This is a genomic window from Saccharothrix sp. DSM 118769, assembly GCF_052936295.1.
On sequence record NZ_CP193627.1, the window covers coordinates 4,559,444 to 4,585,462 of the forward strand.

Below are 26,019 nucleotides of genomic sequence, written 5' to 3' on the forward strand. Positions count from 1 at the left end.
ACCCCTGTGAAGAGCCGCCGTGCCCGCCGCGGATACCCCTTTCGGTCAGCTCACGACCGCGGACCGGACCTGGAACGACCAGTCCGCGGAGTCGGTGGGGTCGTTGTCGCCGTACCGGAGTCGGATCGAGCCGGCGTCGGCCACGACACCCAGGTCGCGGATGTGGTCGTCGCCGGCCGAACCGGTGCCCGTGTTGTCCATGACGAAGCCCTGGATCACCTTCGGCCCGGCGTTCGCGGGCAGCGTGGCGGTGCCGCTGTCACGCACCAGGCCCGTCGCCAGGGTGCTGCGGAGCCGACTGGTCGGCACCCACGCGTAGTCGACGTCGTAGGTGAAGGGGTCGTCCCCGTTCCGGTCCCGGAACGCCGTCACCAGGAAACCGCCGCTCTCGGTGATCCCGATCTTGTCCAGGTGGTGGTCGCCGTTGTCGAACGCGACGCGGAAGCCGGTGAGCACGAACAGGAAGCTCCCGCTCGGGCGGGTGAAGAGGGGCACCGAGCACTCGCCCCTGCAGTTGCCGTGGAACGAGTGCTGCGAGATCCCGGTCGGATCGACCCGCTCGTGGGCGAGGCGGTAGTCGAAGTTGTCGTCGCTGTTCGCGTCGGCGAACGAGACCTGCACCGCCAGCTGTTGCGGCAGCGGCATCGCCGCCACCTGCCGGATGTGGTGGTCGCCGCCCGTGAAGTGGTAGTCGAAGCGGGCGAGCAGCGGCGCGCCGACCGTGCTCGCGGCCCGGAACACCGTGCCCCGGCCGCTGCCGACCAGTTCGTCCAGTGCCTGGACGCCGATCGGCTGTGCGGCGGCGACGGCCGGCGAGGACAGGCCGCCGAGAACGGCGACGGCGGTCGTGGCCAACGCGATCGCCACAGTGCGCGTGGATGGGTTCATGCGGTGACCCTGCGCCCGGGTTGTGGGCGAATTGTGGGCATCCGGTGGGAGCCGGGCCGCGTCCGCGTCCCGCCGTCGTCAGTGGCCCCGGTCCGGGCGGCGTGGGGGGCGGTTGAGGCTGACGGTGGCCCAGAGGACGTGTCCGTCGGGCGTGTGGACGGTGCCGGAGGCCGTGCTCAGCCGGCGCGTCCTGGTCAGGTCGGGCGCGGTGGCGGGACGGGCGGCGCCGAAGTAGCGGACGGCGACGGCCAGGTGCTCGGGACGGCGTTCCAGCAGCAGGATCAGCACGGTGCCGGGAATCGCGGTCGATCGGGCCAACCCGGCCAGCTCACCGGCCAGCAGTGCCGTGCTTGGGGTGACCTCGTGCAGGCCCTCCCACGCGCGGCAGGTGCGTCGGGTGAAGTCGCGGGCCAGGTGGTCGGTGTCGGTGTCGAGGGGGAGCAGCGCCTGGTCCCGTTGCCGCGGCGGCGGGTCGCCGACGGCGTCCAGCGCCGCGGGCACCCCGTCGTGGCAGGGCAGGAACCGGGGGATGCCGTTGCGGGCGAGCATGCGGCGGTGGCCGGCGGTCGTGGCGGCGAGCAGCAGCGGGGTGCTCGACCAGCTCTGACAGCGCGTCCACACCGATACGAACACGCTGGTCATGGAACCGCTGCCGATCTCGAACCCGGGACCGAGGACGACGATCAGCGCCTGCGGCTGCTCGATCATGTGCTTGAGCAGACCGTCGCGCAACCGTGCGTAGGTCGACAGGTCCAACCGGCCGGCGGGGCACAGCAGCACCACGTCGTGGTGGGACCGGACCGGCAGGGACAGTTCCGAGCCGGGACCGCGCGGTCTGCTCTCGGACGAAGCGGACTGGTCCACCGTACCGTCACTACAGCGCCTGGCTGCCGCGCGCTCCGCGCATCAGCGGACGACGGCGAATGCCACCCGAACGCATGCCTCCGCAGGTGGGGCGGCGTTCGGCGGATGTGGTCGAAGCCGCCCGCCTCACCCTGAGGTGACCGACTGTCGCCCCAATGCCACGATCGGCCGGGTGCTCGTGTCGCGGTTGCCGAGGACGACCACCGTCCGACCGGTGTCCGGGAACACGTCCGGGGCCGCCCGGCCGGGGCCGCTGCCGGAGTCGACGAGAACGCGCCGTGGTGGGGCTGCCGGTGTAGGGCAGCCAGGGCGTGGTCGTGATGTCGACCCGCTCACCGGACGGCGGTGGCGCGGCGGCCCTGAACGGCGTCCGTGGTCGGCGGGACTGCCGGAAGCGTGCAAGGACGTCGCTGGTACGCGGTCGCGATGGCGGGTCGATCGGGCCGGCGGGCCCCGACCGCGGTGGAGGACCAGCGCGGTGGAGGACCGGTCAGCCGTTGCTGTCGTTACCGCCGTAGGAGCCATTGGTGACACCATCGGCGCCGCCGGCCCCGTGCGGGCCGAGTCGTGCCCGGGAAGTCGTGTCGGCGCCCGATCGCCCCCTGGTGTCGGCGGGCACGTCCAATCCTGCCCGTTGGGCGCGGGAACGCCGGTCGACCAGGTATCCCACGAGCAATACGACTGCGCAGAAGACGACTGCGTAGATCCAGGTCGGCATCGCTGTCCCTTCATGGTTCCAGGGATGATCGCTCGCGTGCGATCGGAATCGTCCGGAGCGCCGGTATGTGTGCTGGCACGCTTCCCGGTGGTGGACTTGGGCATTGCTTGACGTTGGGGTCGGTCCGCTACGCCGGTCCTCGGGCCGGAGCGTCACCGGGTGGGGTGAAGGCGAACGTGACACCGGTGAGCTTCTCGCTGTCGTCCCAGAGTCGCCGGGCCGCGGCGGTGTCCTTCGCGCGTGCGGAGATCCGGGCGCGGGCGGGAGGGCCTTTGAGCTCGAAGAAGCGGGTCGGGCCCCAGTAGCTGCCGCTTTCGGCGTCCGGGTCGGTGGCGGCGCGGAGCGTGGGCAGTGCGCCGTCGTGCGGCTTCATCCCGACCAGTGGGCTGACGAACCGGGCCAAGGCCCCCGCGGTGCGTCCGAGGTCGGTCGCGGTCCAGCCGGGGTGGGCGGCCGTCACCCGCGGGTGTCCGGCCCCGGTGCGGCGGTGCAGTTCGAGCGCGAACAGCATGTTCGCGAGCTTGCTCTGCCCGTAGGCCTTGCCGGCCTCGTACCGGCGGCGCTTCCAGTCGAGGTCGTCGAAGTCGATCAGCGCGGTGTTCTGCGTCATGCTGGAGACCACGACGACCCGCGATCCCGGTGTCCGTTCCAGGAGTGGGAACAACTGTGCGGTGAGGGCGAAGTGACCGAGGTGGTTGGTCCCGAACTGCAGCTCGAAGCCCTGTTTCGTGCGGGTGGGCGGCGGCACCATGACGCCCGCGTTGTCCACGAGGAGGTCGAGCCTGTCGTCGCCCGCCCGGAACGCGTCGGCGAACGCGGCAACGGAGTCGAGGTCGGCCAGGTCCAGCAGCGCGAACCTCACGGTTCCCGAAGGGGCGTCGGCGCGGATGGCCCGCACGGCCGCATGTCCTTTGTCCGGGTTGCGGCAGGCCAGCACCACGTCGGCGCCTTTGCGGGTGAGCATCCGCGCCGTCTCGAAGCCGATGCCGGTGTTGGCGCCGGTGACGACCGCCGTGCGGCCGGTCTGGTCGGGGATGTCGTCGAACGTCCACCCGCTCATGACCCGAAGTCCGCCCGGTCGCGATCGGGGAAGGTGAAGCCCTTGGTGAACAGCCAGATCGGGAGGATCAACTCGAACAGGCCGCCGGGGACCAACGCGATCATCCCGACGCCCGCGGTCACGTCGAGGACGCCGAACACGTCCAGCACGCACCCCGCCAGCAACGCCGGATAGCCGATGACGCCGAACAGCACGATCCACCGGGGGACCAGTCTCGACCGGTACAGCAGGGTGGTCATGCACATGCCGGCGGCGGTGGTGACGAGGTAGATCATCAGGATGGCCACGCCGTACTGCGCCCGCAGCAGCGCTTCGAGGCCCGTCGTGACGGACGTGTCGACCGTGCCGTCGCGCAGCCCGGCGCCGAGTTCGATCACCAGCAGCGGGATCGCCAGGTAGAACAGGCTCGCCGCGAGTTCGGCGACGCGGAAACCCACGTGCGCGAGGGCCAGGGACTCCCCGTGCCGCTTGAGCAGGGGGTACAGCAGGACGGCGATCCCCACGACCCCGAACTGGCCCGCCAGCAGGATCGCGCCGGTGGCCAGCGCGGTGGTCTGCGCGGACGCGCCGGCCAGGAAGTCGGGCCGGTCCAGGACACCGGAGTTGAGCGTGTCGGCGAAGATGAACGCGACGGTGGCGGTGAGGAAGAGCAGTCCGACGAGCGCGGCGGTCTTCCTGGTGGACGCCGTCGTCGGCCCGGCTCGCTGTGTCGTCGGGGCGGTGGTGGTGGGCGGGTGCGCTCTTTCCGGTGCTGACATCGGGGTGGCCTCATGTCCGGTCGTAGGGGTCGAAGCGGTCGTCACGTCGGGTCGCGGTCATCGCGCGGTGGTGACCGGGTCTTCGCGCCGCCGAAGTGCGCCCGCGGTGAGGCGGCGACCTCGGATCACCAGCCACAGCGCCAGCAGGAACTCGCCGACGAACGTGTAGGTGGCGATGTCGGGCCAGGGGTGTGGGGTGAGCATCACGCCGAAGCTGTCGACCAGGTAGCCGAGTCCCGCGATGACCACCAGCGCGCCGAGGACCTTCGGCATGAAGCCCGAGCGGTGCGCCAGGTAGCCGACCACGACCAGGTGCGCGCCGAACAGGACGAGTGCGACCGCCCAGAGGTCGTAGAACGCGTCGACCTCCAGCATCACCTGGGCGTTGCGCTGATCCACGCTCAACACCCCGAGGTGGTCGCCGTCGCCGAGCAGGCGCACCGCCCCCAGCAGCCGGGCGATCGCGACCATGAAGACACCCGCGTACACGAGCCTGAACGCCGCCGCGACCATCGAGGTGTTCCGGTCCACCGCGCTCAACACCCGGTACAGCCCCCAGGCCACGACCACGTCGAGCGCGACGACCAGGAACAGGCTCGTCACACCGAGCCGGAACAGGGTGCCGGACTCCGTGATGCCCGCCGCCGTCCGTCCCGCGTCCCCGCGCGTCAGCAGCCCGTCGAGGACGAACACCTTCGCGAAGCCGGCCAGAGCCGCCATCAGCAGCAGGCCTGTCCCCGCCGCGATCGCGGCGTTACGGATCGAGCGGGTCGCCGCCGTCACGGGCGCGGCGGCGATGGAGCCATCCCCGGTCTGCCGTGGTGCGGGCGGTGTCCGGGCACCGGGCGTCATCGGATCTCCTCACGGGAGAGTGTGCTGTCGCCCGACGAGGTCGTCGTGGCGGGAAGGACGTGCGGGCGCGACGTGGGCGCCGCCGGATATTCCCGGCGTCGTCGACTTCCCGAACGGGAGCGGTATTTTGTACGCTGTACAAATCCTGTTCCTGGTCCGGACCGAAGTCAAGGGAAGGGCACGCACGCTCATGGCCGTGTCAGTCAAGAGAGGCCGTCGCGGCCCCCGGCGGGCGCTCACCGAGGACGAGATCCTCGACGCCGCACTGGACCTGCTCGACGAGGGAGGACCCGCTGCGGCGTCCGTGCGGGGCATCGCCGCCAGGGTCGAGGTCGCCCCCAACGCGGTGTACACGTACTTCCCGGACAAGGCCGCCGTGGTCAAGGCGATCGTCGACCGCCTGCTCGGCGAGGTCGACCACGACGTGTTCGCCGACCGCTCCCAGCCGTGGCGGCTGCGGGTGGAGGCACTGGCACTGGAGCTCAGGCAGCGGATCTCGGCGCACCCGGGCGCCGTGCCCCTGCTGATCGGAGGGCCGTTGGACGGCCCCCATGCCCTGGCGTTGAACGAACGGCTCCTCGAAGTCCTCGCCGACGCCGGACTCGACCCCGCCGACGCCGCGCGTGCCTCCTACCTGGTCGTCGTCCACGTGCTCGGCTCGATCGCCCTGGAGATAGCCGACGTCGACGGCCACGGACCGCTGCCGCCGGAGGCGGATCGGATCACCCGCAGGCGGGGTGCCTTCTCCGCCATCCCCGCCGACCGCTACCCGCTGTCGGCCGCGGCGGCCACCACCATGGCCGACCACATCTCCACCGACCAGTACCTCTGGGGGCTGCACCGACTGCTCGACGGCATCACCGCCGCTGGCGCCCGACGGTGACCGAAGCGGGAGCCGGCGTACACCCGGAAGGAGTACGGAGGACGGCTGTTCATTGCATGGTGGTAGCGGCTGCTTTGTCTCCCGAACGGATTGATCGGGTACCCGGGGCTTCGGTGGTGGCACTTCGGTCCACGGGCCCCGGCTTCCGTCGGTGGCTCACCACCTCGATCACCACGTGACTAACGTGAACCGGCCACCCCGCAATCCTGCGTTGTGGTCGTCGCACACGTGCGGTCTTGTGAGGGCGCCAGGCCCGGACGACCTTCCGGCCGCTCCGACCGTCACGCTCGAGAGGCGCAACCGGGTGTCCGTCGCCAGGGCCTTCATCGCCACCGGACCACCCCGGTGGTGCTTCACCCTCGCCGTCGCGCTGTGGCTCGGCGGGTTCCTGTCCGTACCAGCGCCCCTGTTCGATGCTCACACCCGGCTTTCCGGAGCCGTCGCCGACTACCTCCGGGTGGACTCCTCGGCTCCGGCGCGGCTCGTGGTCCCGGAAAGCGGCGTCCGGCTTCTCTGGGTGGAACGCCGGATCGGCGCCGAGGCGTCGTACCTGGTCGACACCGCTCTGGAAGGGCTGCACGCGCTCAGGGACACCGGTGTGGTGGTGGCCATCGACCCGCCGGTCACCCTCAATCCCCACCCCGCCCGGCTGGAGCGGGCCTCCCGCACCTACCTGCGTTCCGACGAGCACGGCCGGTGGAGCGCCGCGACGATCCTGGCCGCGGAGATACCCGCGGGTGAGTACACCGTGTCGACACCGCTGGGCGGCGCCACCCGACTGGCCGTCGGTCCTGATGTCGAACCTGTCACCGCGGGCTGGGGGCGGCTTCTGTTGTCGCTCGCGGGTGCGGTGCTCTGGATCGTCACCTACCGGGGCCGTGAGCGGGCGCGCCGACGATTCGAGGAGCCGAGTCGATGGACGACGGGTTGACCGACGAACAGCGCGAACGACTCGCCCAGGCCACTTTCGAGGCAGGTCGCACACCTCCGAAGTACGACGACCTGGTGCTGCTGTTGCTCGTCTCCGTCCCGCTGGTGATTCTCTTCAACGTGCTGCTCACGCTGGTGCGCGGCGTCGGGTGGCTCGTCCACGACTCGTGGCTCGGGTTCCTCTTCCCGGTCGCGGGCGACAGCCCGACCCGGGTCCTGCTCTCGTCGATCACCCTGGCGCTGCTCGGACCGGGCTTGCTCGTCATGGTCGCCCGCGCGCTGCGCACGACCAGGTGGGCGGCGATCGGGACGCTCGTGCTGTCCCCGCTGGCCGTGCCGCTCGCGCCCACCCTGGGCATCCTTCTCTACCAGACCTGGGCCAGTTCCACGGTGGGTGCCTGGTGAGCCGACGGAAAAACGCGGTGGCCGCGCTGACCGTGTTCGGTGCGGTGCTGCTGATCATCGGTGCTGTGATCCCGTGGGCGGGCGGGCCGGGAGTGGACGACCCCACGGTCGGGTTCGGTCCGCGAACGGGCCGGAACCCGACCGTGGGCGACCGGTACCACCTGGCCGGCGGCGACGCGCTCACGGCGGCGGTCGCCGGTATCGCCGTCGCGGTGGTGGCGTTCGTGCTGATCCGGTACCGGGCACGGCCGGTGCACCGCAACGTGCTCATCGGAGCTGCGTTGTTCGCCGGCGCCTGGGCATTGCTCGACATCAACTCCATCGGCGCCGAACCCGGCATCGACGTCCACGTCACCGTCGGCCCGTTCATCGCGCTCGTCGGCGCGGGCAGCACCCTGGCAGCGGCTCTGCTCGTCGTACCCGACCACGCGCGTGACCTCGCGCTCCGCACCGACCGGGCGCTGCGCTTGTGGGCGAGGAGCCGGCAGTTCGAGTCGCTGGCACGGCAGCAGGAGAACGTCCGGCGGGCCGAGCGCGTGCTCGGCGATCACCCGACCACCGCATCGGCGATGCTCCTCCTCGCCGAAAGCTATCTCCTCGCCTCCCAGCCCGGGCGGGCCGCAGTGCTGATCGACGCTGCCGAGGCAGGGGCCGCCGCGTGGGCGGCGCGATACCCGACCGATCACATGACGCTCGTGGACTACGCGGGTCGGCTGCGGTCAGGCCGGTTCTGACGACGAGACCGTGTACTGCTGGGCCAGCGGGAGGTCGCCAACCCGGTCGGGGTTCGACCTGTACCCCGACATGGACCAGGTCGTGGCGGCCACGGTGCCCGAGTCGTCAATGATCGAGTCCGAGTCGCGGGACGTCCCGATGTGACGGCCTCGAGGATTCCGGGTCGACGCCGTTCGGAATTGCCGATCTCAGCAGCAGTGCTCGCCGCGCCAGGCCTGGCGTCCTTCCTTGACCGCGACGGCGGCGATGAGCAGGGCGACGATCGACTCGGCCCAGGACCAGCCGAACAGTGAGTTGATGAGCAGGCCGACGAGCAGTGCGCCGGAGAGGTAGGTGCACGGCATGGTCTGTTTGGAGTCGGCGACGGCGTTGGCCGAGCCCAGTTCGCGTCCGGTGCGGCGTTGTGCGGTCGACAGGAACGGTATGAGGTATGACCAGCAGTGACACCGCCGCGAGCACGATGCCCGCGGTGGAGTGTCCGGCTTCGGCCGTGCCGAGCAGGGAGTGCACGGATTCGACGGTGACGTAGGCGGCCAGGGCGAAGAACGACACGGCGATGACCTTCAACGCCGTCCGTTCGCGCTTGTCGGGGTCGGCGCCGGAGAACTGCCAGGCCACCGCGGTGGCCGAGGCGACCTCGATGACGGAGTCCAGGCCGAAGCCGGTCAGCGCGGTGACCGCCCAGCTGATGGATCGCCAGGTCCTGGCCGCCGCCGACACCGTCAGCCGGTGCATCGGGTTCCGGCCCGCCCTCGCGCACCTGGCGCCGCTGGGTCTGTGTGACCGGGAGGGGCACGTGTGCGGCGAGGCGCGTCTGCACCTGTTGGGCTATGGCAACTGGACAGGCCTCTCAAGAGGGTTGACGCCCGACACCTCGGCGACCGTTTGTGGCTGGCGCGGATCGTGCCGACTGTGAACGGTCGTGTGGTGGCGTGGGACACCCGGCACGGGGAGGTATCTTCGGGGGGTGTCCCGGGGGAGTCGTGTCCGCACCGCACCGTCCTGGCCACACCTCACCGAGGCGGGACGCGGCGTGCTGCTGGAGCTGCTCGTCCACGGCACCAGGTCGCGCAGCGAACTCGCCGACCGGCTGCGGCTGTCCCGGCCCACGCTGTCCCGCGTGACCAAGTCCCTGGTGACGCAAGGGCTGCTGGTGGAGGGGGCCACGGAGCTGCGCTCCACCACCGGCAGGCCCTCGGAGATGCTGCACGTGCACGGCGCGTCGCACCGGTTCCTCGGGGTCAAGCTCACCGCCGACCGGTTGTTCGCCGTGGTGACCGACCTGACCGCGACGGTGGTGGACGAGGTCGAGCAGCCGCTGCCCGGCCGCGACCCCGACGAGGTGGTCGACGCGATCACCGAGGTGGCGGCGCGGTTCCCCGGGCTGACCGGGCTGGGGGTGATCCTCGGCGGTGTCGTGCGGGCGGGCGTGGTCGCCCAGGCCGGTTTCCTGGACTGGACCGACGTGCCGCTGGGGCCGCGGCTGACCGAGGTGACGGGCGTGGTCACCGCCGTGGACAACGACGTGCAGGCGCTCACGGCGGCCGAGCACTGGTTCGGCGCCGGCGCCGGGACGACGTCCATGGTGGTCATCACCATCGGCGCGGGGGTCGGCACCGGCCTGGTCGTCGACGGCAAGCTGGTCGAGGGCGCGCACGGCCTGCCTCCCCGGTTCAGCCACATCCGCGTCGACCCCGACGGCCCGCACTGCGGCTACGGCCACCGGGGTTGCGCCTCCAGCTTCCTCATGACGCACGTGATCCTCCGGCAGCTCGACGGCTCCCCGACCTACGACGAGGCGGTCGAACGGGTCCGCGCCGGTGATGAGCGGGCCAGGGAGGTGTTCGAGCGCTCCGGTTACGCGCTCGGCGTGCTCATCGGCACCGCGGCCAACTTCCTGGACCCGCAGAAGATCCTGCTCACCGGTGAGGGGCTGCCGCTCTACGAGCTGACCGCGCCGGTGGTGCGCAAGGGCATCGAGGACACCTACGAGGACGACCTCGCGCTGATCGACCTCGACGTGCGGTCGTTCGACTTCGGCGAGTGGGCCCGCTCGGCAGCCGCCCTCGCCATCAGGAAGACGATCACCGGCGCGGTCTGAAGGGCGCCGGGCGACCGCCGCGCTGACGACCGCCGCGCTGACGACCGCCGCGCTGACGACCGCCGCGCTGACGACCGCCGCGCTGACGACCGCGAGAAGAACGGGAGCGGCGACCGTCCGCGAGGTTCGGCGATTCCCGCTGCCCTCAGCGCCGGACCCACCTCTGGCTGGTCTGCCCGTTGCAGTACCAGATCTGGACGGCCGTGTCCTGACCGGTGGCGTCGAGGCACTTGTCGCCGTAGACCGGCAGTTCACCGCTCGCCGTGGAAGTCCACTGCTGGTTGGCGACGCCGTTGCGGTCTCACAGATGCACCGCGGCGCCGTTGGCGCGGCTGGCCGACGCGACGTCGAGACATCGGCCGGACTGCGCGCCGACCAGTGAGGTGCCGCCGCCCGTCTGCTGGTCGAAGAAGCGGAGCACCTCGTCGGCGAGGATCCGGAGGTTGTGCGGCTGCCCCTGCTCCTTGATCGCCCCGACCCGGGAGCCGTAGCGGGTGCGGGTCCAGGTGCTGCGCTGGGTGTTGTACTCGGTGGAGGTCGGCGTCGTGCTCACGCCGTGGACGTTGGTCCACTGCTCGATCGCCTTGCCGAAGTTGGCGAAGCGCAGCACGTTGTCCTCGGTGCCGTGCCACAGCTGCACCCTCGGGCGCCGTCCGCTGTAGCCGGGGTAGGCGTCGCGCACCAGGTCGTCCCACTGCTGCGGGGTCCTGTTGACGCGGCCCTCGGCGCAGTCGGTGTGCCAGGGGTTCGACCCGGCGAAGCAGCCGAAGGGCACGCCCGCGAACGACGCGCCGGCCTGGAACACGTCCGGGTAGGAGCCGAGCAGGACGTTGGTCATCGTGCCGCCCGAGGAGTGGCCGGTGACGAACGTGCGGCCCGGGTCGCCGTTGTAGCGCTGCTGCACGTACTCGACCATCGAGACGATGCCCTGGGCGTCGCCGCGGCCGTTGTGCTTGATCACGGTGGGGGAGTGGACGTCCCAGCAGCTGTCGGAGCCGACGGCCGACGGGTGGACCACAATGAGTCCGTACCGGTCGGCCAGTGAGGCGTACTGCGTGCCGGCGTGGAAGTCCTGCGCGCTGCCGTGGCACGAGTGGACGCCGACCACCACGGCGAGTCTGGCCGCCACGTTGTCCGGCACGTACACGAACATCCTGATCCCGCTCGGGTTATCGCCGAAGTCCCCGACCTCATGCAATGACGCGGCGTGGGCCATGGGGGTGGCCATCGGCGCCACCAGGCAGGCGAGCAGGGCGACGAAGACCGCCGCCACCCTCGATGAGCTGCGGTGTGCCATCCGAACCGCCTTGTCTCGTCGATGAGCGCGGTCGACCTGGTCGAATCATTGTTAAGTTTCCGGTGAAACGAAGTCAAGGGTGGCGTCTCGGTGGGACTCGAAGGCTTGACTTTGTTTCGTCACGAACCTAACAATCTCTGGACTGCTCCTGCTCCGCCTCGTCCGCGATGATCAAAGGAGATCGGATGCGTACACCACCACGCCTGGGCAGAGCCCTGCTCACCCTGGCGCTGACCGCCCCGGCGCTGATGATGGCGACCACCCCCGCGCAGGCCGCTCCCGCTCCGCTGGTGGGCGTCGGGTCCGGCCGCTGCCTGGACGTCACGGGCAACTCCACCGCCAACGGCGCGCCGGTGCGGATCTGGGACTGCACCGGCGGCGCCAACCAGGGCTGGGAGTTCTCCTCCTCCGGCGAACTACGGGTCTTCAACGGCTCCAAGTGCCTGGACGTGCCCAACGGCAGCACCACCGCCGGCACCCGCCTGGCGACCTGGGACTGCAACGGCGGCGCGAACCAGAAGTTCCGGCTCAACCCGAACGGCAGCATCACCGCCACCCAGTCCGGCCTGTGCCTGGACGTCGACAACCAGGCCACCGCGAACGGGACCGCCGTGAACACCTGGAACTGCAACGGCCAAGCCAACCAGCAGTTCCGCGCCGGCACCGGTCCGGGCCCCGACCCGGCCTGCTCGGTCGACCCGGTGACGCCCAACCCCACGCCGCAGGCGCGCAAGCTGCTCTGCTACCTGTACTCGCAGTACGGCAACCACATCATCTCCGGCCAGCAGGAGTCGACCTGGATCGGCGGCCCGGACCACGAGATCAACCACATCCGCACCAACACGGGCAAGTACCCGGCGATCCGCGCGCTGGACTTCGGCGACTCCAAGGACCTCGCGCCGCGCGCCATCGCGTGGTGGCAGGCCGGCGGCATCCCGATGATCGGCTACCACATGGGCGCGCCGACCAAGCCCGACACCTACGAGGGCACGCAGATGCAGGTGTCGATCAACGCCGTGCTGACGCCGGGCACGGCCGAGCACCGCTCGTTCACCGACCGGCTCGACCAGTCGGCGGCCATGCTCCAGCAGCTGGAGGACGCGGGCGCGGCGGTGATCTGGCGGCCGTTCCACGAGGCCGGCGGCACGTGGTTCTGGTGGAGCAAGGAGGGCGGCGGCCAGTACAACCGGTTGTGGAACTTCACGTTCGACTACTTCACCCGCGTGAAGGGGCTGAACAACCTGGTGTGGCTGCACGGCTACAACGGCCAGCCGCAGGCGTCGTTCTACCCCGGGAAGCCCGTCGTGGACATCGGCGGCGCCGACACCTACGCCGGTGACGGCAACTACGACCCGCAGAACGCCATGTACAACGCCGTGCGCACCATCGTCGGAACGTCCGTGCCGATCGCGCTGCACGAGAACGGCCCCATCCCCGACCCCGACCGGCTCGTCTCCACCGGCACCCGCTGGGTGCTGTTCGGCACCTGGCACGGCAACCACCTCACCGTCAGCAACTCGATCAGCCACCTGCGGAAGGTCTACAACCACAGCTACGTCGTCACCCGCGACGAGCTGCCCAACCTGAGGTAACCGCCGCCCGGACGTCCCCGGACGACGAACAAGATCATCGCTTCGCTCGGAAGGTCTGCCATGAGAACACGCTCGTTGGTGAGCAGTGTGCTGGTCGCGGTGCTGGCCGCGTTGTCCCTGATGGTCCCGCAGGCGTCGACGGCCTCGCCGACGAGGATCATGGCCCTGGGTGACTCGATCACCGGGTCGCCGGGCTGTTGGCGCGCCCTGCTGTGGCAGCACCTGCGCAACACCGGCTACACCGACGTCGACTTCGTCGGCACGCTGCCCGCGCCGGGCTGCGGGTTCGCCTACGACGGGGAGAACGAGGGGCACGGAGGGTTCCTCGCCACCCGGATCGCGGACCAGAACCAGCTCCCGGGCTGGTTGTCGGCGACCCGACCCGACGTGGTGCTGATGCATCTGGGCACCAACGACGTATGGAGCAACATTCCCGCGAGCACCATCCTGGGCGCCTATACCAAGCTGCTCGGGCAGATGCGCGCGAGCAACCCGTCGATGAAGGTCCTCGTCGCGCAGATCCTGCCGATGACCCCGGCCAACTGCTCGGCCTGCTACCAGCGCGTGGTCGACCTCAACAACGCCATCCCCGGCTGGGCGAGGGCGAACACGACGTCCCAGTCGCCGATCACCGTGGTGGACCAGTGGAGCGGCTTCAACACCTCCACCGACACCGGCGACGGCGTGCACCCCAACGACTCGGGCATCCGCAAGATCGAGGCGCGCTGGTACCCGGTCCTGACCGCGGCACTCACCTCCGGCACCCCCACGACCGGCAACGCTTTCGTCGGGCAGCAGTCCGGCCGCTGCCTGGACGTCTCCGGCGCCAGCCAGACCAACGGGGCGCTGATCCGGCTGTGGGACTGCAACGGCGGCGCGAATCAGCGCTGGACCGCCACGAGCGCCTCGGAGCTGCGCGTCTACAACGGCAAGTGCCTCGACTTGGCGCCGAACTCCGCCGCAGGGACCCAGGCGCAGATCTGGGACTGCAACGGCGGCGCCAACCAGAAGTGGACGCCGGCCTCGGACGGCTCGATCCGCCACAACCAGACCGGCCTGTGCCTGGACGCGGACGGCCAAGGCACGACCAACGGGACTCGTGTCAACTCCTGGTACTGCAACGGGCAGGCCAACCAGAAGTGGACCCGCCGGTGAGGCGCCTCGTCGCCTTGGTCGTCGCCGTCACCGCCGCGCTGGCGGTGGCGGCGCCCACCACCGCCTCCGCGCACGGCGACCGGCCCGTCGACGTGCGGGTGGTCGACGAGAAGGCGACCCCGGAAACCCGCTCGCTGTTCGCCTACCTGCGCGCACAGCGCGGGCGGGGCGTGCTGTTCGGGCACCAGCAGACCACCGAGTTCGGCCTCACCTTCGCCACCGCAGACGGCGTCAACTCCGACGTGGAGGCCGGGGTCGGGGATCACCCGGCAGTGTTCGGCTGGGACATGAGCGACCAGGGCTACGGCTCCTCACCCGGCACACCGGAGGAGAAGTTCGCCAAGTACGTGCAGCTGGTCAAGGCCGCCCACCGCGTCGGCGGCATCAACACCATCAGCGCCCACATGAACAACTTCGTCACCGGCGGCAACTACGGCGACACCAGCGGCAACGTGGTCGCCCGCATCCTGCCCGGCGGCGATCACAACGCCCAGTTCCGCGCCTACCTCAACCGGGTGGCCCGCCTGGCGCACGCGATCACCGACGACCGCGGTCGCCCCATCCCGGTCATCTTCCGGCCGTTCCACGAGAACAGCGGCTCGTGGTTCTGGTGGGGCGCGGCGCACGCCTCGGCCTCGCAGTACGTCGAGCTGTGGCGCTACACCGTGGAGTACCTGCGCGACACCGAGGACGTCCACAACTTCCTCTACGCCTACTCGCCCGGCGGCTCCTACGGCGGCGTCAGCGACGTCTACATGCGCACCTACCCCGGTGACGACTACGTGGACGTGTTCGGCTACGACAACTACGACGGCAGCAACGGCTCGGAGCAGTGGCTGGACGGCCTGGTCGCCGACCTGGCCATGATCGCACGGATCGCGGACGGGAAGGGCAAGGTCTCCGCCGCCACCGAGTACGGCATCAGCGGAGCGCTCAAGCCCAACGGTCAGAACGGCAACCTGCACTGGTACACGCAGGTCCTCGACGCCATCAAGGCCGACCCGGACGCCCGCCGGACCGCCTACGCGATGACGTGGACCAACTTCGGCCCCGAGCAGTTCTTCGTGCCCCACCCGGCTGCCGGCGACCTGCCCGAGCACGAGCTGCTGCCGGACTTCCGCGCCTTCCACGCCGACTCGTACTCGGTGTTCGCCGCCGAACTCGACCGCGTCTTCGACCGCCGGACCAAGGCCGTCCGCCAGGCGCCGTCCGCGCACATCGTGTCCCCGACCGACCGCGAACGGGTGACCACGCCCACCACCACGGTCCGGGTCAAGGTCAACAACGCCAAGGCGCTGCTCGTCTACTACACGGTCGGCACGTCGAACAAGAAGCACCTGCTCACCTACGACCGCGCCACCGGCTACCACACCGGTACCTGGCGCATCGGCGAGGAGAACCTGACCAACACGGTGACCCGGTTGAACGTCCGAGCCTCGGTCGCCGGCCGCGCGCGGCCACTGGAGCTGACCAACACCGTCATCCTGGGTGCCAAGCCGCCGCTGCCACCGGGCGTGGTGGACGATTTCGAGGGTCACCCCGACGACACCGCGCTGCGCGCCGACTACAGCACCTACGGCGCCAACACCATTTCCCTGGCCGCCGACAACGGCGGAAAGGCGCTCGAACTGGACTACGACTTCACCTTCCAGACCTACACCGGCATCGGCAAGCGTCTGGAAGGCGACTGGTCGGCCTACAGCGGGCTGGCGCTGTGGTTGCGACCGGACGGCTCGAACCACAGGCTGGTGCTCCAGCTCAACGCGGGCGGCGTCGCCTACGAGGCGTACCCCTCGCTCGCCGGTACCGAGGCGGAAGTCGTGACCATCCCGTTCGCCGACTGGCGCCCCGCGCCGTGGGACACCGCCAACGCCCACCGCCGCATCACCGCCGACGACCTGCGCGGCCTGTCCCAGTTCAACGTCTTCGTCAACCAGGCCGACGGCGTGGCCACGACGAAGGGCTCCCTTGTCCTGGACGACATCCGCGCGGGGTGAAGTCCTCCCACCGCATACAGCAGGAGGTGAACCTGTGGCTCAAGACGCAGGCGCGTCCCGGGTGCTACCCGGGGGCGTCCCCCCGAGGCAGGTCTCGGGTCGGTTGTCGAGGTACGGCGTCGTCCTCGCCGTCGTCACGCTCTCGGTCGCGGCGCTGACGGTCGCGGGCGGGACGGGTCCGGCGTCGGGTGCGGATAACCCCTATCAGCGGGGACCGGACCCGACCTCGGCGAGCGTGTCGGCCAACCGCGGTACGTTCGCCACGGCCCAGGTCGGCGTGCCGGCCGGGAACGGCTTCGGCGGCGGGACCATCTACCACCCGACGGACACCGGCCAGGGCCGGTTCGGCGCGATCGCCGTCGTCCCCGGCTACACCGCCACGTGGGCGGCAGAGGGTGCGTGGATGGGCCACTGGCTGGCCTCGTTCGGGTTCGTCGTGATCGGCATCGACACCAACAACCGCGACGACTGGGACACCGCCCGGGGCACGCAGCTGCTGGCCGCGCTGGACTACCTGACCCAGCGCAGCTCCGTGCGCGACCGGGTCGACGCGACCCGCACCGCCGTGATGGGCCACTCCATGGGCGGCGGCGGGGCGATGTACGCGGCGCTCCAGCGCCCCTCGTTGAAGACCGCGGTCGGGCTCGCGCCGTTCAGCCCGTCGCAGAACCTGACGACCACGCGGGTCCCGACCATGCTCCTGGCCGGGCAGAACGACGGCACCACCACGCCCGCGAGCATCCAGAACCTCTACAACGGGATCCCCGGCGGCATCGAGAAGGCGTACCTGGAACTCGGCGGCGCCGGTCACGCCTTCCCCACCTCGGACAACCCCACGATGATGCGCAACGTCATCCCGTGGATCAAGGTGTTCGTCGACAGCGACACCCGCTACACCCAGTTCCTGTGCCCGCTGGCGAACTGGAGCGGGATCAGGACCTACCAGGGCACCTGCCCGCTGGTGCCCTCCACTCCGCCGACCACCACGACCACGACGACCACCCCCGGCGGGCCGGCCGGCAACGCCTACGTGGGGCAGCAGTCCGGCCGCTGCCTGGACGTGACCGGGCAGAGCCAGGCCAACGGCGCGAAGGTCCAGCTCTGGGACTGCAACGGCCAGGCCAACCAGGTGTGGACGGTGACGGCTGAGTCCGAACTGCGGGTCCACGACGGGAAGTGCCTCGATCTCGCGCCTGGCTCGGCCGCCGGAGCGCAGGCGCAGATCTGGGACTGCAATGGCGGCGCGAACCAGAAGTGGACCCACGGCACGGACGGCTCGATCCGGCACAACCAGACCGGCCTCTGCCTCGACGCCGACGGCCAGGGCACGGCCAATGGCACCCGGGTCAACGCCTGGAACTGCAACGGCCAGGGCAACCAGAAGTGGAGCCGCCGCTGACTGCGGCATATCGGCCTTTACCGCTGCGGCGGTAGGGGCGGGGGTGTGGGGTGAGATCTCACCCCACACCCCCACCGCCGTGTCTCCGTGACTGGCGAAACCGCAGGTGATCGGCTCGCCGGTCGCCACCGTCAACGGCTCGTGAACCGTAAGTGGGCCCCGCCGCCCTCGAAGCGGCCTACCGCCGACGGCCGGCTCTTCTCCGGCAAACGGACCGGCTTAGGCCAAGCGGGCCGAGGTCGTGCGGCGGTAGCGGGCAGGAGGGGTCAGGCAGACCGCCGCCTTGAACTGGCGGGCGAACACCGGGCGGTCGCGGAAGCAGGCACATGAGGTTCCCCCCCGGTCGCTCGGAGGCTTTGATCCTCACCCTCCCCCAACTGCCGTACGTGTCGCCCATCGCATCACCGTGGTTTACTGGGTGGTGTCGAGGCGGTCGAGTTGCTGCTCGACGCGTGTGGCGTCGTCATCACGGCCTTGTTGCCGGTACAGCCGCAGGAATCCCTGCCATACGGTGCGGGCCTGCTCGTGGTGTCCGAGAGCGGTTTGAGGGTGTCCGAGGCCGTCGAGGGTGTTCGCGGTTTCGAAGTGGTAGCCGAGATCGCGGAATAGGGCCAGTGCTTGGTGGTAGTGCTCGACGGACAGCGTGTGGTGGCCGCTGTGGTGTTCGATGTAGCCGAGGCTGTCCACCCGTCCGTTCGCCCTGCTCACGCAACTCAAGACCAATCGAACCGTGCGTTCCCGCAGCTCAGATTAGTACTTCCTCGGTGGTGCCATAGCTCCTTACCCTTCCAGGTATCAGAGCCTCCACTCGACTCGGGGCGATCCACTCCAGCACCCATGACCTCGTGCTGGAGGACATCGTCATCCGCATGGAACGCTCCGGTGCCGTGCGCAGCTTCCACCCGGATGGGACCGAGGCGTTGGACTTCGGTGACGGCGTGGTGGAAACCGGGACGTACAACGACCACTCACTGACCGGACACCTACACCGGAAAGATCGAGTACCGCTACGAAGCCGACGACGGCACGGTCCACCTGGATATAACGTCCGTGGACATCCCCAGACGCCGCGAAGTCGACGGAACCCTGATCAGCGAGAAGACCCTGAACAGCTTCACCAAGACCACCGCGGAGGACAGCTTCACCTGCTCGGCGGACCGACTGGTACTCGAAGGTGAAACGACCTCCGAGTACACCCGGCTGAACGGGGGTTGACGTCCGCAGTGGGACCGCCGCGGATGACACCGGGGTGGTCCTGCGAAGCTGCGGGTGGCTGTGAGGTTGTCAGCTCGGAAGGAGCGGGTTCAGCCATCGCCCTCGACCAGCCCTGGTCGCCAGCGAGACCACGCCCAGAGAACCGGTCAGCGCCGCCGCGGCCGCCGCCCCTGCCCGTCCAATGGCCCCCTTCACCTGGGTGATGTCGAGCGCCGTCGCGGCGGTCATGACGAAGGCGAACAGCAGCAGCTTGGCCGTCTGGACCCGGCTGTAGCCCGGTCGTCGCCGATGTGGTCGACCATGCGGTCGCGCAGCTCGTCCGGTGAGGTGTCCGACCTGTCGTCCACTTCCATATCCGTTCCGACACCGGCCGGAGCCGGGACCCGTCAAGCGTCGTGCCACATCATCGCTGGTGTGCCCTGTCGCAGGACGTGCAGGCGGTGACGAAGCACGATGGCGGCTTCGCTGTCGCCGTGGTCGGTGCGGCGGATGAAAGAACCAAGTGTGTGCAGGTCTCGAAGGGCGTGCAGGGTCGGCAGGCCCGTCCAGTCGCGCAGGTCGTAGCCGTACGCCTGGGCGAAGCGGTCCAGCTCGACGGTGGTGCGGCCCATGCGGATGCCCTGGTAGGTGTTGGCCAAATCGAGTTCGCGCGGGCCTACGGCGGTTTCGTCCCAGTCACCGAGCCGCCACAGACCACTGGTCGTGTCGAGGAGCAGGTTGCCGGGGTAGGCGTCGCCGTGCAGGTGGCCGTGGCCGAGTGGGAAGTCGAGTTCGGCGTAGTTACCCAGCAGGGAGCTGGCCGTGTCGGTGAGCCAGGCACGGTCATCGGGAGTCAGACAGGCTGCGGTGGTAATGGTCGCGTAGAGGGAAGCCAAGGGACGGTAGATGGGCAGGACGACCGGGGGCGGCGGCAGTCGGTGCAGCTCGTGCAGGAGATGGCCGAGTTCGGCTGGGTCGGGCTGGACAGGCGTGCCGGGTTGGGGGTAATGGGTCCAGAAGGTGACGGTGCGCCTGTCGTCGGTGATTGGTCGGCCGCCTGGCAGCGGGGCCGTGGCGGGGAAGCCTCGACCGGTCAGCCAGCTGGCGATCGTCACCGAGCGCGCGGCGGCGGCCGGGTCGCCGGTGTGAACGCGGGCGATGGCATCGACAGCCGGCAGCAGGTAGACCGCAGTGGCGTGTTGATGCAGCAGCCGCAGTCCGCTGGTGTCCAGACCCAGCTCGTGGGCGGCGCGCTCCACCAGGAGTTCGGTGGGTTCCTCGTCAGGGTGCGGTGCGGTCACCCCTCGAATCTAGCGAGCGCACCGCCGTGGGTGCGTCGAGCAGGTCGTCGAGCAGTTCGTGAGCACGTCGAGCGCCTGCGACTGCGGTAAGCAACCCGCGTGTGCGATGGACCGCCAAGGGCAGTTGTGCGATGCGTTCGCCGGGCTGGAGTCGCCGCAGTGGTTGCAAGGCCGCCGAGGCGGCGTCGAGGTCCCGGTCGAGCAGGTGGCTGTGGGCGAGTACGACGCGGGCGAGTGCCACATCGCCGTAGGAACGTTCCTGTTCGGGTGCTCCGGCGTAGGCGGTGAGCGCGTCGTCTGCGTGGCGGCGTGCCGGTGCGGCGTCACCGAGCAGGTCATGCGTGCCGGCCCGGTAGTAGGCTGCTTTGGCTCGGGGGAAGGTGAAGATGCCGCCGAAGGCGCTGACCTCGTCGTGCTGCTCGGGCAGCGAATCCAACTCGTCCAGGCGCCGTAGCGCGTCGCGGGCTCGGGTGACGTTTCCTGTTCGGGCGCTTGCCCGCGCCTCCAGGGCAACGGTGCGTCGCATGGTCTGAGGACCTACCGCGTCTAGTGAGCCGGAGTCGAGGAATCTCAACGCTGCGGCGGGCGTGGAACTCCATTCCAGGGCCAAGGCAGCGCTGCCACGCGTCCAGACGCGCAGGGCGTCGCTGTCAGCGGCTTCGGCGCAGCGTTCGGCGGTGTGCAACTGGATGCGGGCGGAGGCGTGATCGCCGAGGTTCTGCGAGGCGGAGGCCAACAGCAGGCATCCGATCCCGGCCACGGCATAGGCGTCGCGGAGCTGGCGGGGCCGTACACCCCGCCGGATCAGGGCGAATGTGGTGTCGCGGGCATCGACGATGTGCCTGAGTAGATCCACCGCAGGGGTGTGGACGTAGGCGGTGGCCAATTCCGCCAGCGCGACTCCCAGCCAGTCGAGGTCCGGGTTGTCCGCCGTTGCGGTCGCCAGCACCGAGCCGAAGTCGACCGCACGCTGTGCCGCCGCGGACATCAGCCTCTGCACGTCGGCCTGCCGCGCGTCAGCCGGATGCATCTCCATCGACCGGCCGCCCAGTAGAACAGCGTCGTATAGCAGCGCTTCGCCTGGTGGTTCTTGACTGCCGCCTGTCGGTACTCCACCCGCCGCGTCGGCTGGTGGTGTGGTGGGCATGTGGAACCAGAGGTGGTGGTGGGGGATGCGGAGGAGTTGGGCCCAGCGGGTGAGTTTGGTGAGGTCGTTGACGGGTTCGCCGTTCTCGATCCGGCTCAGGCGTGTGGAGGAGAGGCTGATCCAGGCTGCGGCGGTGGCTTGTTGGATGGGCTGTCCGTGGTGGGGATGTTTGCGGTAGGCGCGGATGACGGCGCCGATGTCGCGGGCGGCCAGGGCGGCGCGCAGGTCGGGGTGGTTCCAGAACTCGGCGGGGACCTCGGGTGGTTCGGCGGGGTGGCGGCGTCCGGCTCGGGTGCACGGACCGCATCGGTCAGTGCGGTTGTCACGGGCGAGTCGAGTGCCACAGGCGCAGCGTCGCACCGCGTCAGTGGTGTCCACGATGACCACCTCCTTCAAGCACAGGCCGCGCATCTGGACGGTCGGTGTCGACGCTGTGCGTACACCTGGTGTCCGTGTCGTCTGTGTGGCTGTCGGACGGGTTGAATGTCGATCGGTTTCTCGTCGGTGGCTCCGAGGTGTCGGCTTGATCTTCGCCCTGCGATGCTGGCGTTGCCAATGTCGAACCGGTGGTGTAAATCAGCGCTGCCAGGCGCCCCAGCCGTTCCAGCGTTTACGGAGGGTGGGAGCTTGGTCTGAATCGCGTTTCCATAGTTGGATACGGTAATCGTCCATGCCGTCCACTCCCTGGGTCGCCTGCTCGTAGCCGCGGCCGGCGATTCGGGCGCGATACTTGCCGGTGGGCACTTCGCATGGAATGGGCGGTCGTCCGCCCGAGCCTTCGAACGACAGGATCCCGTCCGATACGTCAAGGTCCACGTCGACGACGTGGTCCCAATCGGCGTCGTCGAGCGAGGGTTCGTCGGCCCACGTCTCGACCCGCATCGGCGCTGTGAAGTTCCACTCCACTGGTGTGACGAGGTCGATGAGTCCGGCGGACGTGCCGACGTAGCGGCCCGACCGGTGGGCGTCGTCGAGGGCGCGCAGGACCGCGTTGTGTCCGTCCGGGTCGCTCGCCCAGGGAGCGGCCGAGTAGATGTAGACCTGGCCGTGGCTGATCTCGACTTCCAGGCTAGTCGCCGTCGCAGGCTGGTTCATCAGCAGGCCGACTCCTCTGCGATGTCGGTACCCGTGTAAGGGCCTTGAGCAATCTTCGTCGGATGGATGATAGCCACCAGGAAGCTGTCGCCGTCGTTGATCCCGAGCGCACCGTAATGGGCACGCAGCGTGCCCCCTTGGCAGGCATTCTCCCGAGGGGGAACCTCCATTTCGAGTGCGCCTTGTCCGCCCTCCCGGGTGCTCGCGAAGGGGTATTCGTCACATTGTCCGCCGTGAGGGCGGGGGAAGGTGCGAAGGCAGACCTGTTTGCGGTTTTCCGGTTCGGCGGCGGAATCCTTGGTCAGCACGCCTGGTTTTCCGGCACGCCACGCTTCGGAGACGTTACGGGTGATAAACGGCATTTTCGCCGCGTCGAGGACGACGAACTTCAGATCGTCACATGCCTGTGCGGCCAGACTCTGCTTGGGCGTGCACTTGTCCACCTGTGCCGATGCCGACGCGGCGACCATGAACTGCACGTCCCCCTCGCCCACGAGTTCGACCCCGCCTGCGAGCGGGTTAACCTCCGCAAGCCAGCCCAGCCCCGATTCGACCGCCTCGGGTGCGACAACGAACGCCGCCGCGGCGAGTACGACCAGCGGTAACACCGCGCCTATGGACTTGGTCCCCACACAGTCCCCTTGATCGTTGTAACGTGATGCGAGCGTGGCATAACCAACAGTTGGTGTCCCCGTTTGCATGGTCGGGTCCACCATTCGGCGGACAGGCGCCCCCTGTGGCGACGTCCGCCCCGCGTTCCGCCTCGGGACGGGGTTCGCCACGATGGTGATCATGCGCGCTCTGGTACTTGGCGGGTCCTGGTTCCTCGGCCGGGCCGTGGTCGACGCGGCACTGGAGGCCGGGCACGAGGTGACGACCTTTCGGCGCGGCCTGAACGGCGAGGACGCCAACGGTGTCCACGTGGTACGCGGGGATCGCACCAGCCTGGAGGACCTGGCCCGGCTGGCGTCGCACGGGCCGTGGGACGTCGTGATCGACACCTCCGGGTACGCGCCGCGCGAAGTGCTCGCGTTGGCCCACCTCCTGGAGCCGGTCGCGGACCGGTACGTGTTCGTCTCCTCCATGTCGGCCTACGCCGGCTGGCCGATCGAGCCGTTGACCGAGTCGTCCCCGGTGCTGGAGTGCCTGCCCGACGCGGACGGGGACTCCGGCTGGGGCAGCTGTCGACGGTCCTGAGGTGTCGTCTTGATCGTTTCCCTGCGATGATGACCACAGTTGATGAGGGATAGGAGCTGAGATGGCCGCGACCAGCGTCGAGACGGTTTTTCGGGCTCTTGACGGCCTTCAACTTCGGGGCACGATCGTGACACCTGAAGCGACGTCGAGTCATGCGATTGTTCTCGTCCACGGTGGCGGCGTCACCCGCGAGGAGGGCGGATTTTTCGGGCGTTTGGCGGACGGTCTGGCTAAAGTCGGCGTCGCGAGCTTGCGTTTCGACTTGCGAGGCCACGGCCAAAGTGACGGACGTCAGCAGGACGTGACGCTGTCCGCGATCCTCAATGACATCCGTGTCGCGTTGCGGCATGTCCGGGAAGTGGCCGGTGTCGAAACGGCGAGCCTGCTCGGCGCAAGTTTCGGGGGCGGTATCTGCGCTTATTATGCGGCCAAGCGGTCCGACGAGGTGGAGCGTTTGGTACTGCTCAACCCTCAACTGGATTACAAGAAGCGGACGATCGACAGCCGGGACTACTGGTCCGATGACTATCTGGACGACGACACGTCCCAACTGTTGGTCGAGCAGGGGTACATCGACTTCACGCCCACCTTCCGGCACGGGCGGGCCCTGCTCAACGAGGTGTTCTGGCTGAGTCCGCACCTGTCGCTGGGCGAGATCACCGCGCCGACGCTGATCGTGCACGGCACCAAGGACACCTTCGTCCCGGTCGAGTCGTCACGCTGGGCCGTGTCCCAGTTCAGTGCCGAGCACCGGTTGGTCGAGATCGAAGGCTCGCAGCACGGGTTCGCCGTGCACGACGATCCCGGCTACCTCAACCCCCAGAGCCGGCAGTGGCAGGCATCGGTCGTCCGGACCGTGGCGGAGTGGATCACCGCGGTGTGATGGTGACCGCCGACACCGCTTCGTGAAGTTCTCGCACGGCCGCCCGGGTCTTCCAGGGCTTCAGGGTCTCGACCACCGCCGACAGTTCCTTGAGCGTGCGGTGCGAGTCGGTCTCCTGGGCCAAGGCCAGGGACTTGAGCGCCGTATGGGCTGCTTCGTCGGGTTCGCCTGCCAGGCCCAGCGAGGTCGCCATGAGCGACATGAAGTAGCCGTAGTCACGAGGCGAGAACTCGTGGGCGGACAAGGACGCGCGGTACAGGTCAGCGGCTCGACGCGGGCGCCCGGCTTCGGTGTGGCAGATTGCCGTCTGCATCGTCAGCAGCGTGGCGTTGTAGTGGCCACCGAGGGCTTCCTTGGCGTCGCCGCTGCTGCTCTCGGCGTCCGCCAATAGGGTGTGGGCCTCGTCCAACTTCCGGTCGACTTCCGTGTCGTCCACTCCCAGCATCGCGTGGGCACGGGCCTCCTGCTGGGCAGCCTCAGCCCTCACGCGGACCGGAAGCGACCATGGTCCCGATTGAGCGGCCTGGCTGAGGGTAAGCATGCGCAGCGCGTCACGTTCGTCGTAGGCGGCCTGGGCCTTCTTCAACAGGATGTAGCCCTGCATGGAGGTGTCGTTGACTTCCTGTGCCCATTCGGTCGCACGATCCCGCCAGAATGCGGCGCGCTCGGGCTCCTGGGCGTCCCGGTAGAGCCAGCCGGTGAATTCCGCTGCTTGCGCGCCCATCGACAGGAGTTGACGACGGACGTCGGGTTTCACGTCGCGCGCCACTTGTCGGACGGCTTCCAGGAGTCCGAGCGCGACCGGCAATGTCTTCTTCGGGCCTTGGCGGCCGTCGTCCGCCATGGCCTCGCGGAGTTGGCGGGCGAGATGATCGACCACTTCACCGTTTAGGAAGCGGCGAGGGTTCGCCATCGCTTTGTCCACTTGCGCGATCTCGCCCGGTCCGAGCGCTGGAAACATGAAGACAGCGGTCCCTTGAAGAAGAGAGCGGCGGCTTATCGGCATGTCGCTGTGGGCGACAGGAGCGGCGTTTGCTCCGGACAGGCGAGCCCCGTCCATGATCCACCTATCCAGCAGGGAGGCGAGGTCACGGGTCGTGATGCTCCGCTGGTCCAGCGGCACGAGCACCAGTTGTCCGTCGAGCACCACCTGGAGATGTAGTCCGCCGGAGGGTTGCTCGTGGCGTTGTTCCGGCTGCGCTGTCTGTGAGGGGTCGCCTGCGTCGGGCATCCGGAACCAGAGTAGGTGCTGCGGGATGTGCAGGAGCTGCGCCCAGCGCGCGAGCTTCGTGAGGTCGTTGACGGGCTCGCCGTTCTCGATCCTGCTCAGTCGTGTGGGTGACAAGCCGATCCAGGCCGCGGCGGTCTCCTGCCGGATGGGCCGGGGGTGGTGGGGGTGTTTGCGGTAGGCGCGGATGACGGCGCCGATGTCTCGGACGGTCAGGGCACTGCGCAGCTCGGGGTGGTCCCAGAACTCGGAGGACACCTCGGGGGGTTCGGTCTGGTGACGGCGCCCGGCCCGGGTGCAGGCACCACAGCGGTCGGTGCGGTTGTCGCGGGCGAGCCGG

At 69.3% G+C, this 26,019-nt stretch carries 25 protein-coding genes and 1 pseudogene; 13 read left to right on the top strand and 13 right to left on the bottom strand.

The genetic code is table 11. From position 1 onward, the window contains the following. Positions 1–45: 45 nt before the first annotated feature. The 5 genes from ACRAKJ_RS19780 to ACRAKJ_RS19800 form a co-directional block, all read right to left on the bottom strand. A complete protein-coding gene (locus ACRAKJ_RS19780; RefSeq protein WP_438920361.1) occupies positions 46–888 on the bottom strand; it encodes a hypothetical protein in 843 nt (280 codons plus the stop codon). Positions 889–966: 78 nt separating this feature from the next. Then, a complete protein-coding gene (locus tag ACRAKJ_RS19785; RefSeq protein ID WP_438920362.1) occupies positions 967–1,752 on the bottom strand; it encodes a hypothetical protein in 786 nt (261 codons plus the stop codon). Between the two features lie 845 nt (positions 1,753–2,597). After that, on the bottom strand, positions 2,598–3,530 hold the full coding sequence (locus ACRAKJ_RS19790; protein ID WP_438920363.1) for an oxidoreductase: 933 nt from the start codon (positions 3,528–3,530) through the stop codon (positions 2,598–2,600). Beyond that, entirely contained in the window at positions 3,527–4,288 is a 762-nt protein-coding gene (locus ACRAKJ_RS19795; RefSeq protein ID WP_438920364.1) for a DUF4386 domain-containing protein, read from the bottom strand. Before ACRAKJ_RS19795 ends, ACRAKJ_RS19790 begins: the two co-directional genes overlap by 4 nt. Before the next feature lie 57 nt (positions 4,289–4,345). Next, complete coding sequence (locus ACRAKJ_RS19800; RefSeq protein ID WP_438920365.1) at positions 4,346–5,140, bottom strand: DUF4386 domain-containing protein; 795 nt, start codon at positions 5,138–5,140, stop codon at positions 4,346–4,348. A 196-nt stretch (positions 5,141–5,336) separates the two neighbouring features. Here ACRAKJ_RS19800 and ACRAKJ_RS19805 point away from each other — a divergent pair, with 196 nt between their 5' ends. From ACRAKJ_RS19805 to ACRAKJ_RS19820, 4 genes are all read left to right on the top strand, one after another. Then, positions 5,337–6,023: a TetR/AcrR family transcriptional regulator C-terminal domain-containing protein gene (locus tag ACRAKJ_RS19805; protein WP_438920366.1), complete on the top strand. Its 687-nt coding sequence runs from the start codon at positions 5,337–5,339 to the stop codon at positions 6,021–6,023. A 304-nt stretch (positions 6,024–6,327) separates the two neighbouring features. Further along, a complete protein-coding gene (locus tag ACRAKJ_RS19810) occupies positions 6,328–6,954 on the top strand; it encodes a hypothetical protein (protein WP_447009070.1) in 627 nt (208 codons plus the stop codon). Beyond that, positions 6,939–7,358: a hypothetical protein gene (locus ACRAKJ_RS19815; protein ID WP_438920368.1), complete on the top strand. Its 420-nt coding sequence runs from the start codon at positions 6,939–6,941 to the stop codon at positions 7,356–7,358. The genes ACRAKJ_RS19810 and ACRAKJ_RS19815 overlap by 16 nt, the downstream gene beginning before the upstream one ends. Further along, positions 7,355–8,092 carry a hypothetical protein gene (locus ACRAKJ_RS19820; RefSeq protein ID WP_438920369.1) on the top strand — a complete coding sequence of 246 codons (738 nt, stop codon included), beginning with the start codon at positions 7,355–7,357 and terminating at the stop codon, positions 8,090–8,092. Before ACRAKJ_RS19815 ends, ACRAKJ_RS19820 begins: the two co-directional genes overlap by 4 nt. 189 nt (positions 8,093–8,281) lie before the next feature. On the opposite strand, the pseudogene ACRAKJ_RS19825 reads toward ACRAKJ_RS19820, so the two are convergent. Beyond that, positions 8,282–8,768, bottom strand: a pseudogene (locus tag ACRAKJ_RS19825) (cation transporter); the annotation flags it as partial. Between ACRAKJ_RS19825 and ACRAKJ_RS19830 the strand changes: the two are divergent. Both ACRAKJ_RS19830 and ACRAKJ_RS19835 read left to right on the top strand, forming a co-directional pair. Beyond that, positions 8,650–9,009 carry a hypothetical protein gene (locus ACRAKJ_RS19830; RefSeq protein WP_438920376.1) on the top strand — a complete coding sequence of 120 codons (360 nt, stop codon included), beginning with the start codon at positions 8,650–8,652 and terminating at the stop codon, positions 9,007–9,009. The pseudogene ACRAKJ_RS19825 and the gene ACRAKJ_RS19830 sit on opposite strands and share 119 nt — an antisense overlap. Positions 9,010–9,060: 51 nt before the next feature. Continuing rightward, positions 9,061–10,194 (top strand): ROK family protein, encoded by a 1,134-nt coding sequence (locus ACRAKJ_RS19835; RefSeq protein ID WP_438920370.1) that lies wholly within the window; start codon positions 9,061–9,063, stop codon positions 10,192–10,194. Positions 10,195–10,495: 301 nt separating this feature from the next. On the opposite strand, the gene ACRAKJ_RS19840 is transcribed toward ACRAKJ_RS19835, so the two are convergent. Then, positions 10,496–11,491, bottom strand: coding sequence for an extracellular catalytic domain type 1 short-chain-length polyhydroxyalkanoate depolymerase (locus ACRAKJ_RS19840; RefSeq protein ID WP_438920371.1), 996 nt, complete (start codon positions 11,489–11,491; stop codon positions 10,496–10,498). Positions 11,492–11,676: 185 nt separating this feature from the next. Between ACRAKJ_RS19840 and ACRAKJ_RS19845 the strand changes: the two genes are divergently transcribed. The 4 genes from ACRAKJ_RS19845 to ACRAKJ_RS19860 all read left to right on the top strand — a co-directional run bounded on the left by ACRAKJ_RS19845 (position 11,677) and on the right by ACRAKJ_RS19860 (position 17,634). After that, the gene (locus ACRAKJ_RS19845; protein WP_438920372.1) at positions 11,677–13,083 is read left to right on the top strand and encodes a glycosyl hydrolase; all 1,407 of its coding nucleotides are present in this window, start codon (positions 11,677–11,679) and stop codon (positions 13,081–13,083) included. 78 nt (positions 13,084–13,161) lie between these two features. Then, positions 13,162–14,238, top strand: a complete 1,077-nt coding sequence (locus ACRAKJ_RS19850) for a ricin-type beta-trefoil lectin domain protein (RefSeq protein ID WP_438920373.1) — start codon at positions 13,162–13,164, stop codon at positions 14,236–14,238. Beyond that, on the top strand, positions 14,235–16,235 hold the full coding sequence (locus tag ACRAKJ_RS19855; protein WP_438920374.1) for a glycosyl hydrolase: 2,001 nt from the start codon (positions 14,235–14,237) through the stop codon (positions 16,233–16,235). Before ACRAKJ_RS19850 ends, ACRAKJ_RS19855 begins: the two co-directional genes overlap by 4 nt. Positions 16,236–16,338: 103 nt before the next feature. After that, positions 16,339–17,634, top strand: coding sequence for a poly(ethylene terephthalate) hydrolase family protein (locus tag ACRAKJ_RS19860; protein ID WP_438920375.1), 1,296 nt, complete (start codon positions 16,339–16,341; stop codon positions 17,632–17,634). Positions 17,635–18,045: 411 nt separating this feature from the next. Here the strand turns inward: ACRAKJ_RS19860 and ACRAKJ_RS19865 are convergent, their stop codons facing one another. Beyond that, complete coding sequence (locus ACRAKJ_RS19865; protein ID WP_438925389.1) at positions 18,046–18,321, bottom strand: tetratricopeptide repeat protein; 276 nt, start codon at positions 18,319–18,321, stop codon at positions 18,046–18,048. 363 nt (positions 18,322–18,684) lie between these two features. Here ACRAKJ_RS19865 and ACRAKJ_RS19870 point away from each other — a divergent pair, with 363 nt between their 5' ends. Further along, positions 18,685–18,849, top strand: a complete 165-nt coding sequence (locus ACRAKJ_RS19870; protein WP_438925388.1) for a hypothetical protein — start codon at positions 18,685–18,687, stop codon at positions 18,847–18,849. A gap of 386 nt (positions 18,850–19,235) precedes the next feature. Here ACRAKJ_RS19870 and ACRAKJ_RS19875 read toward each other — a convergent pair whose 3' ends face one another. The 4 genes from ACRAKJ_RS19875 to ACRAKJ_RS19890 form a co-directional block, all read right to left on the bottom strand. Further along, the gene (locus ACRAKJ_RS19875) at positions 19,236–20,129 is read right to left on the bottom strand and encodes a phosphotransferase (RefSeq protein ID WP_438925387.1); all 894 of its coding nucleotides are present in this window, start codon (positions 20,127–20,129) and stop codon (positions 19,236–19,238) included. After that, complete coding sequence (locus ACRAKJ_RS19880) at positions 20,110–21,654, bottom strand: hypothetical protein (RefSeq protein ID WP_438925386.1); 1,545 nt, start codon at positions 21,652–21,654, stop codon at positions 20,110–20,112. The genes ACRAKJ_RS19875 and ACRAKJ_RS19880 overlap by 20 nt, the downstream gene beginning before the upstream one ends. Before the next feature lie 198 nt (positions 21,655–21,852). Next, entirely contained in the window at positions 21,853–22,371 is a 519-nt protein-coding gene (locus ACRAKJ_RS19885; protein ID WP_438925385.1) for a hypothetical protein, read from the bottom strand. Next, positions 22,371–23,165 (bottom strand): NucA/NucB deoxyribonuclease domain-containing protein, encoded by a 795-nt coding sequence (locus ACRAKJ_RS19890; protein WP_438925384.1) that lies wholly within the window; start codon positions 23,163–23,165, stop codon positions 22,371–22,373. The genes ACRAKJ_RS19885 and ACRAKJ_RS19890 overlap by 1 nt, the downstream gene beginning before the upstream one ends. Between ACRAKJ_RS19890 and ACRAKJ_RS19895 the strand changes: the two genes are divergently transcribed. Together ACRAKJ_RS19895 and ACRAKJ_RS19900 are read left to right on the top strand one after the other, a co-directional pair. Further along, a complete protein-coding gene (locus tag ACRAKJ_RS19895; RefSeq protein WP_438925383.1) occupies positions 23,164–23,568 on the top strand; it encodes an NAD-dependent epimerase/dehydratase family protein in 405 nt (134 codons plus the stop codon). The two genes, ACRAKJ_RS19890 and ACRAKJ_RS19895, sit on opposite strands and share 2 nt — an antisense overlap. Before the next feature lie 61 nt (positions 23,569–23,629). Then, positions 23,630–24,451, top strand: a complete 822-nt coding sequence (locus ACRAKJ_RS19900; RefSeq protein WP_438925382.1) for an alpha/beta fold hydrolase — start codon at positions 23,630–23,632, stop codon at positions 24,449–24,451. Here ACRAKJ_RS19900 and ACRAKJ_RS19905 read toward each other — a convergent pair. Then, a complete protein-coding gene (locus tag ACRAKJ_RS19905) occupies positions 24,438–25,937 on the bottom strand; it encodes a helix-turn-helix domain-containing protein (RefSeq protein WP_438925381.1) in 1,500 nt (499 codons plus the stop codon). The genes ACRAKJ_RS19900 and ACRAKJ_RS19905 overlap by 14 nt on opposite strands. Between the last annotated feature and the right edge of the window lie 82 nt (positions 25,938–26,019).

What these genes read in the sequence shown, in the direction of transcription:
- ACRAKJ_RS19780 (WP_438920361.1), bottom strand. Translation starts at nt 888, where the DNA reads ATGAACCCATCCACGCGCACTGTGGCGATCGCGTTGGCCACGACCGCC.
- ACRAKJ_RS19845 (WP_438920372.1), top strand. Translation starts at nt 11,677, where the DNA reads ATGCGTACACCACCACGCCTGGGCAGAGCCCTGCTCACCCTGGCGCTG.
- ACRAKJ_RS19800 (WP_438920365.1), bottom strand. Translation starts at nt 5,140, where the DNA reads ATGACGCCCGGTGCCCGGACACCGCCCGCACCACGGCAGACCGGGGAT.
- ACRAKJ_RS19900 (WP_438925382.1), top strand. Translation starts at nt 23,630, where the DNA reads ATGGCCGCGACCAGCGTCGAGACGGTTTTTCGGGCTCTTGACGGCCTT.
- ACRAKJ_RS19890 (WP_438925384.1), bottom strand. Translation starts at nt 23,165, where the DNA reads ATGATCACCATCGTGGCGAACCCCGTCCCGAGGCGGAACGCGGGGCGG.
- ACRAKJ_RS19885 (WP_438925385.1), bottom strand. Translation starts at nt 22,371, where the DNA reads ATGAACCAGCCTGCGACGGCGACTAGCCTGGAAGTCGAGATCAGCCAC.
- ACRAKJ_RS19895 (WP_438925383.1), top strand. Translation starts at nt 23,164, where the DNA reads ATGCGCGCTCTGGTACTTGGCGGGTCCTGGTTCCTCGGCCGGGCCGTG.
- ACRAKJ_RS19815 (WP_438920368.1), top strand. Translation starts at nt 6,939, where the DNA reads ATGGACGACGGGTTGACCGACGAACAGCGCGAACGACTCGCCCAGGCC.
- ACRAKJ_RS19840 (WP_438920371.1), bottom strand. Translation starts at nt 11,491, where the DNA reads ATGGCACACCGCAGCTCATCGAGGGTGGCGGCGGTCTTCGTCGCCCTG.
- ACRAKJ_RS19795 (WP_438920364.1), bottom strand. Translation starts at nt 4,288, where the DNA reads ATGTCAGCACCGGAAAGAGCGCACCCGCCCACCACCACCGCCCCGACG.
- ACRAKJ_RS19790 (WP_438920363.1), bottom strand. Translation starts at nt 3,530, where the DNA reads ATGAGCGGGTGGACGTTCGACGACATCCCCGACCAGACCGGCCGCACG.
- ACRAKJ_RS19830 (WP_438920376.1), top strand. Translation starts at nt 8,650, where the DNA reads ATGACCTTCAACGCCGTCCGTTCGCGCTTGTCGGGGTCGGCGCCGGAG.